At 41.8% G+C, this 6,673-nt stretch carries 1 protein-coding gene; it reads right to left on the minus strand.

Features of this window, described 5'->3' with window-relative positions; translation table 11 throughout:
- Window positions 1-6,673: tandem-95 repeat protein (locus ACIQ66_RS11390; RefSeq protein WP_396212916.1), on the minus strand; the 6,673-nt coding region annotated here is incomplete at both ends.

Genomic DNA, 6,673 nt, shown 5'->3' on the forward strand with positions numbered 1-6,673 from the left:
ACATCCAAGTAATCTGGTGTACCATCACCATCTGTATCTGTTGGAGTACAAGGAGCTGTTCCTGTACAACCGCTATCTTCAACTGAATCTGGGATACCGTCGCCATCTGAATCTACATCCAAGTAATCTGGTGTACCGTCACCATCTGTATCTGTTGGAGTACAAGGAGCTGTTCCTGAACAACCGCTATCTTCAACTGAATCTGGGATACCGTCGCCATCTGAATCTACATCCAAGTAATCTGGTGTTCCGTCACCATCTGTATCTGTTGGAGTACAAGGAGCTGTTCCAGTACAACCGCTATCTTCAACTGAATCTGGGATACCGTCGCCATCTGAATCTACATCCAAGTAATCTGGTGTACCGTCACCATCTGTATCAATAGGATTATTTGGATTTGGCCCAGCTTCAACTGCATCTGGAATACCATCTCCATCAGAATCAACCTCTTCAAAATCAGGAATACCATCGCCATCTGTATCGTCTAAACCTTCTGTGTTATTTGTTAATCCATCGCCATCACAATCAGCTGCTTGCCATACTGGATTTGTAATATCAGGTGTAGAACCAATTACATAAATACATGGGTCTAATGGACTTGTATCTGTTCCGTTTGGTGTGCCATCGCCATCGCAATCTGCTGCCAACCATGAAGCACTTACATCTGCAAGCACTTGGTTTGCTGGATCGTAATCACATGGATCTGTTGGATCTGTTCCAACAGCTGTTTCATCAACATCACTCACTCCGTCACCATCTGTATCTGCTGGTGCTACTGTAATTGTTACTGTTGCTGTTGCACAAACACTTCCTTGACAAACTTGGTAAACAACTGTTACTGTTGTTCCTATTTCACCCGCTGCAGGTGTATAAGTCATTGTTCCTGTTACAGGATCAAAACTTACTGTTCCTGTTGCTGTTCCACCTGTTTGTGTAATTACATTGTTATCATTCGGTAAGAAATCATCGTTTCCTAAGATATTGATTGTAGTTGCACTTCCTGGTGATGCGTTTGCCGTATCATTTGCTGCTGTTGGTGTTGTTGGGTGTGGATCCGTACTATCAGGATTTCCATCACCATCTGAATCAGGGTTTAATGGATTTGTTCCATCTAAAATCTCTTCTCCATTTGTTACACCATCGTTATCACAATCCAATGCATTCCAAATCGTGTTTGCTGCACTTGGTGCTGTTGTGTATGAACATGGATTATTTGGATCTGTATTATTGGCATCTTCTGTACCATTTGTTTCACCATCACCATCACAATCGGCTGCTGCCCAAATTGCATTTGTTGTAACAGGTGTCCCTGAACCTCCCACACAAGGGTTGTTTGGTTCAGCATCTGTTCCATTAGGAGTTCCGTCTCCATCACAATCTGCTGCTTGCCAAAGTGCGTTTGCAGGATTTGGTGTTGCATTTGCTGCATGAACACATGGGTCTAATGGCGCTGTATCTGTTCCGTTTGGTGTACCATCACCATCACAATCTAATGCTGACCATGCTGTGTAAGCTGGACTTGTCGCTAACGGTGCAGTTGTGTATGAACATGGATTGTTTGGATCTGTATTATTGGCATCTTCTGTACCATTTGTTTCACCATCGTTATCACAATCAGCTGCCGCCCAAATCGCATTTGCAGGATTAGGTATTGCATTTGCTGCATGAATACATGGGTCTAAAGGCGCTGTATCTGTGCCATTTGGCGTTCCGTCGCCATCACAATCTAATGCTGACCATGCTGTACTTGGCGTAAGCTCTTGATTGTCTATTTCAAAAGCACATGGGTCGTTTGGATCTGTATTATCTAATGCTTCTTGGAAGTCCATTACTCCATCTCCATCTGTATCAACTGGTGTTACTGATAACGATAACGTTCCTGTATCTGTTCCACCATTTCCATCACTTACTGTGTAGGTTGTTACTGGAACTGGTCCGTAATAATTCGTTTCAGGTGTGAACGTGTACGTGCCATCTACATTGACAACTAATGTTCCAACTCCTGGAATCGTTGCGGTATCTCCTGCTGTAAATGTTCCCGTTACTCCTGCAATCGTAAATTGCGTTACCGTTAAGGTATTTCCATCAACATCGGTGTCGTTTGTTAATACACTTCCTGTTGCTGGTACATTTTGTGGTGTTGAAGCTGTCTCATCTGTTGCAACTGGCGCATCGTTTACTGCAGTAACTACAATACTTAATGAACCATCTACCGCATTTGTTCCATCAGATACAGTGTATCCAATGACTGGAACAACACCATTGTAATTTGCTACTGGCGTGAAGGTAAACGTTCCATCGGTATTCACTACAATTGTTCCAACTCCTGGAATTGTAGCTGTTTGACCTGCTGTATACGTTTGTCCTCCTACTGTAAATTGTGTTACCGTTAAGGTATTACCTTCTAAATCAGTATCATTTGTTAAGACATTTCCTGTTAATGGCGTGTCTTCAAGTGTTGTAAGTGTTTCACTCACAACAACTGGCGCATCATTTACTGGAGTAATTGCAATTGTCAATGTACCTGTATCCGAACCACCTTGACCATCTGATGTGGTGTAGGTAACAACTGGAACTGTTCCATTGTAGTTAGCAACTGGTGTAAATGAATACGTTCCATCTGCATTTACAATCATTGTCCCAACATTCGGAATGTTTACAATTGCACCTGGCGCATAGGTAACGCCATTAATTGTAAATTGTGTTACCGTTAAGGTGTTACCGTCTGGATCTGTATCATTATCTAATACATTTCCTGTTGCTACTGTATCTTCTAAGATGGTTTGTGTGTCATCTATTGCAGTAGGAGCGTCATTGACAGCTGCCACCGTAATGGCTAAATCACCTGTTTCTGTTCCGCCATTGCCATCACTTACTGTGTAGGTAATTACTGGAACGCTTCCGTTGTAATTTTCAGCTGGGGTAAAGGTAAACGATCCATCTGCGTTCACTACAATTGTTCCAACTCCTGGAATCGTTGCCTCTTGACCTGCTGTATACGTTTGTCCTCCTACTGTAAACTGAGTTACCGTTAAGGCATCTGCGTCTGGATCACTATCATTTGAAAGTACATTTCCTGTTAGTGGTGTATCTTCGTTTGTAGTTAAAGATTCATCAATTACTATAGGCGTGTCATTTACTGAAGCCACCGTTATGTTAATTGCGCCAATATCTGAGCCTCCTTGACCATCTGTAACCGTATAGTTAATCGTTGGTACTGTTCCGTTGTAGTTAGCTACTGGTGTGAAGGTAAAACTTCCATCTGCATTTACAATTACTGTTCCTACACCTGGTATAGAAGCGGTTGTTCCTACTGGATAGGTTACTCCATTAATTTCAAATTGTGAAACTGTTAACGTATTTCCGTCTGGATCTGTATCATTTGTTAATACATTTCCAGTAAATGGAGTATCTTCAGTTGCTGAAATTACATCATCTGTAGCAACAGGTGCATCATTTATTGGAGAAACGGTTATGTTAAGATTTGCATTATCAGATCCTCCATAACTATCTGCTGCTGTGTATGAAATTGCTGGCACTGCGCCACTGTAATTCGCTGCTGGTGTAAAGGTATATGAACCATCTGAGTTAATTACGATTGTTCCAACTCCAGGGATTGTAGCTGTTTGACCTGCTGTGAATACTCCTGTTACTCCCGCAATGGTAAACTGTGAAACCGTTATTGGGTTTCCTTCTGGATCGCTATCATTTGCCAACACATTTCCTGTAATTGGTGTGTCTTCTGGCGTTACTTGATTGTCATCATTTACGGCAACTGGTGAGTCGTTGACCGCCGTAACTGTTATTGCTAACGTACCTGTGTCAACACCACCTTCTCCATCACTTACAGTATATGTAATTACTGGTACCGTGCCGTTCCAATTGGCATTTGGTGTAAACGTGTATGTTCCGTCTGTATTCACAATCAATACTCCTACATTAGGAATAGAAACCGTTGTTCCGGATGGATACGTATACGTTGTTCCGCCTATTGTAAATGAAATCTGTGTCACCACTAAATTCGCTAATGGGGTATCTGTATCTGTATCGTTTGTCAAGACATTTCCTGTAGCAGGATTATCTTCATTGACCGTATTTGTATCGTTGTTGGCTACTGGTAAATCATTCACTGGATCAACATACAAGCTTAAATAAGCAGTATCTGTTGAGTTGCCATCACTTACTGTGTATGTAATTAACGGAACTGTTCCTGTGTAATCTAATACTGGTGTAAATGTAAACGTTCCATCTGCATTCACTACAACCGTTCCAACTCCTGGAATCGTTGCTGTTTGACCTGCTGTAAACGTTCCCGAAATACCTGCAATTGTAAATTGCGTAACTGTTAATGCTGCACCTTCTAAATCAGTATCATTCGATAACACATTTCCTGTTACAGGCACATCTTCCGGCGTTACAATAATATCATTCGCAGCCAATGGCGCATCATTTACTTCATCAACTGTAATGTCTAATAATCCCGTGTCACTTCCTCCGTTACCATCTACAACTGTGTAGATAATATCTGGAACATCTCCTACGTAATCCAACGCTGGAGTGAATGTGAAACTTCCATCTGCATTGACTACAATAGTTCCTACTCCTGGAATAGAAGCGGTTGTTCCTGCTGGATACGTAACTCCATTCACAGTAAACTCAGCAACAGATAAGGTGTTTCCATCTGCATCGGTATCGTTTGTTAAGACATTTCCTGAAATTGGCGTGTCTTCATTTCCTGAAACGACATCATCTGTTGCTACTGGTACATCATTTACCGGCGTAACTGTTATGTTTAATGTTCCTGTTCCTGAACCACCATTTGTGTCTGTCGCAGTATACGTAATTGCTGGAACCGTACCGTTGTAATTGGCAACTGGTGTAAACGTAAACGAACCATTTGCATTGACAACAATTGTTCCAACTCCTGGAATCGTTGCGGTTGTTCCTGCTGTAAATGTTCCTGATAAACCAGCAACTGTAAATTCTGTAACTGTTAATGCCGCCGCTGTTGAGCCAGAACCTGTATCGTTTGTTAAGACGTTTCCTGTTGCAGGTGTATCTTCTGGCGTACTTACATTATCATTGATAATGGTAACATTATTTGCTAAAATTAATCGCGCTGCGTTTGTTGTTAAATTGCCACAAGCAAAATTTGATTGTGAAATTTGTAACCTGTAACGGTACTCGTTCATCGTACTTGTTACACCTGTAACGGTAAGCGTAGCTGTTGTTGCCCCACTGTAAATACCTGCGTTGGTAACGTTGGTCCATGTTGAACCACCGTTGGTGCTCACTTGCCATTGGTAATTAGTTGTACCTGAACCTGCAGTTACTGTGGCTGCAAATGTAGCATTAGCGCCAGCGGCAACCGATTGATCTGTTGGTTGTGCGGTAATCACACTTGCCGAACCTGCGGTGGTTGCCGCAGTATAGGTTCCGGTGTAATTTGCAGCAGTTACTGTTCCGTCTGCATTAACAGCTGGTGGATTTCCTGTTCCATAATAACTATTACCATCCGTTCCTTGAGCTGATGTATTACCGTAAAACTCATTCGCATCGCTACATCCGTCGTTATCTGAATCTAAATCTAATTGATTTGGAATTCCGTCGCCATCTGCATCTGGACAACCAATTGCAGTGAAGGATATGTCATCGATTGAAAAATCATTACCACTTGCATTCGTTGAAATGTTTTTAATGATAAAGGTAATCGTTTGATTACTTGGTGAAGTATAATCTACAGTTGTTAATTTCCATCCCAATGAGTTTTGAGCGCCTGTATTTGCAGTTGCTAAAACTGCATTGCTACTTGAAAGCACCTCAGCTGCCAATTGATAATCGTTTGCGACAGAAGCAGCTTGATGCCAGAACGAAATTCTGTATTTTGCACCCGCTTGAAGGGTTACACTTTCGCTGTAGAAATTACCCATAGTTGTGTTTCCATTCACAGCTAAATAGGCATCTGTTGCCGTTCCCGTAGTATGTCCTGGATAACCCCAAAACCCTGGTCCTGCTGTAAAAAAGGCGGTAGTTTGATTGATAATCGCATATTGGGATGCACCACTATTAGAACCAGAATAGATATAACCTCCTGTAACTGCAGTATTGGCTAAGTTACGTGGCGCAGCTGCAGTACCAAACGTACCGTTGCTTTCATTCGTGTTTAATTGTGTTAATGGGCATTCAACCGAGTCTAAAATTCCATCGTTGTCATCGTCTAAGTCAACTAAATCAGCCACACCGTCATTATCCGTATCGGTACAAGCATTGATTGTATTCGTTAACGCATAATTTGTATAAGTTGATGTATAATTAACCGTTCCTGCAGTGGTGCTGCTTTCATAGTTATTTAATAAACCATTCGTGTTCGTATCTGTTCCAGTTGGATATACTGAAGTACTTGTTGCATTAGTTGAGCTACCTGCTTCTTTCGCATCCGAACAACCGTCATTATCTGAATCCAAATCTAAGTGGTTTGGAATACCGTCATTGTCGGTGTCTAAAGGTTGGCAATTAAAGTACCCAACGCCATTTTCTGTAACTCCTGCTTCGTACCAAAATTGGTTGGTTCCTAAAGTAACTCTGCTATCATATCCAATAGTTAAATTGGTTGAAGTACTTGTAGCCGTAAACGTTACCGAGCGGATACCTGTTCCAGTTAAATAGGTAGAAC

It is taken from the genome of Flavobacterium sp. (assembly GCF_044377315.1).
GTDB lineage: Bacteria > Bacteroidota > Bacteroidia > Flavobacteriales > Flavobacteriaceae > Flavobacterium.